Source organism: Oleiphilus sp. HI0123 (assembly GCF_001635315.1).
In genome coordinates, this window is record NZ_LWGE01001772.1 from 1 (window position 1) to 1,688 (window position 1,688).

3 protein-coding genes and 1 pseudogene are annotated in these 1,688 nt (G+C 43.0%); 1 reads left to right on the forward strand and 3 read right to left on the reverse strand.

Annotated elements, in window-relative coordinates; translation table 11 throughout:
• Positions 1–196: hypothetical protein (locus A3761_RS28190; protein WP_068751047.1), on the forward strand; the 196-nt coding region annotated here is incomplete at its 5' end.
• A gap of 38 nt (positions 197–234) precedes the next feature.
• Here A3761_RS28190 and A3761_RS23885 read toward each other — a convergent pair.
• From A3761_RS23885 to A3761_RS23895, 3 genes and pseudogenes are all read right to left on the reverse strand, one after another.
• Positions 235–618 carry an MmcQ/YjbR family DNA-binding protein gene (locus tag A3761_RS23885; RefSeq protein WP_068553366.1) on the reverse strand — a complete coding sequence of 128 codons (384 nt, stop codon included), beginning with the start codon at positions 616–618 and terminating at the stop codon, positions 235–237.
• 15 nt (positions 619–633) lie between these two features.
• On the reverse strand, positions 634–1,365 hold the full coding sequence (locus A3761_RS23890) for a DUF3108 domain-containing protein (RefSeq protein ID WP_068553398.1): 732 nt from the start codon (positions 1,363–1,365) through the stop codon (positions 634–636).
• 99 nt (positions 1,366–1,464) lie between these two features.
• Positions 1,465–1,688, reverse strand: a pseudogene (locus tag A3761_RS23895) (hypothetical protein); the annotation flags it as partial.

A 1,688-nucleotide genomic window follows, 5' to 3' on the forward strand; every position in this document is an offset into this window, starting at 1 on the left:
GCAAGAGCTTGATTGCATAAGTAATAGCGGTCAAATTCTGGGTAAAATAAAATTTGACGGAGATAAAGAAGAGTACAGATTTTATCCCAATAATGAGTCGCTTGCCTTATCAGGCGCCGAGCAAACCATGATTAATGAGCGAATATCGGGTCTCGAGTCGGGGAAGTATATAATTCCTATGCAGGATGATGATTAATTTGCTGGCTGGTAAGAATACTGACTAGCCTGTCTTCGCTAATCTTTATACAAAGCTTCTTTTCCATAACTCAGTTCCAATGCTTGGCGTTCGGCTTTTCTCAGCTTTTTTACGACAAGTTTGTAGGAGTGGTCGATCATTCGTTCAATTTCACCGACCGGGATGCTCCCGTCAAGAATTATAGTATTCCAGTGAAGCTTGTTCATATGGTAACCGGGCTTTACTGCTTCAAAAAGGTCGCGTAGTTCGTTTGCTTGATTCGGGTCGCACTTTAGGTTCATTTGGGCAATGTTGTCATTAACGCCAAGCGTAGCAAACATCTTAGCCTTAATTTTCGGAACCATAACATCTGGGCCAAAAGGGTAGTCTTCTCTGGCTTCAGGTTTTGATAGTAAGTACTGTTTTGCTGTCTCGTAGTTCATGCGCTTTGCTCTTGGCTATTTAAAGGTGACTTCTGTGCCGTTAACGTTAGCTGTCTCTAGATGTATTTCATACTCTTCTCCATCTTTCTCTATCTGTGTCATTTTGAGAAGAAGCATAGGGTATTTCTCTGAAACCCATAGGTAGGTCTGGCGTTTGCTGTCATCTGCGCGAACCTTTTTTACGACCAGCGCTTTGGCCTCACCAAGCTTTGTAGTGATTAATTCTTCACCGGTTTTTACGAACGTGCTGGGTCTAAGTTTTTTCTTATGTGCTATTTGGAAATCCAGACGAGGAGAGGGACTGTCTAGCTCTCGTAGAAGTTGCAACTGATAGCTAAGGCGGTCGTAGGTGTTACTGGGTATACCCGTAATTTCCCAATCTGCGCCTTTGCTACGACCATTAACCATATCTGCCTGCCAGTCGAAATGGACCTTGGCTTTTCTATCTCGGCCAAACATGGGGCTAAGTTTATAGTTGTAGCTTTGTGGTAAAAGGCGGCCATCTTCGAAAGTAAACTGGGTGCTTTCGTTTATATCGGCTACAAAAGAGCGGACATTAAAACTATAGTGCCAGCGGTTTTCATCCATTTTCTTCAGATGTCTAACAGCCTTGCCTTTGATTTTGATTCCTTTTTTTATATTAGCGCTATAGGTGGCGCTATGAGGAACCAATTCAAAGGAATGTGTGCTAAAGCTAATGCAGGATAGGCTGCTTAGTAGTAACAAGCTGGAAAGAAAGAACTTCATTATTGTCTCTTACTTATTTTGTTGCTGTTCCTTTAGCTTAGCAGCCGTCTCTAAAAGTGAGGTGACCAATAGATTACCAAGAATTATAGGCCCACTGTGTTATTCCTTTGATCTTGCATTGGATTGAGCGTCAAAAGCTTGTCCCGTTACTTTTTCGCTGTCCTTACCCATAAGATAGAGGTAAACGGGCATGATTTGTTCGGGGCTTGGGTTATTATGGGGGTTTTCAGCAGGGTAAGCATCGGCTCGCATATTAGTGCGTGTGGCGCCAGGGTTGATGCTGTTCACTTTAATAGTTTTATCCGTGCCGTCGAGCTCATCTG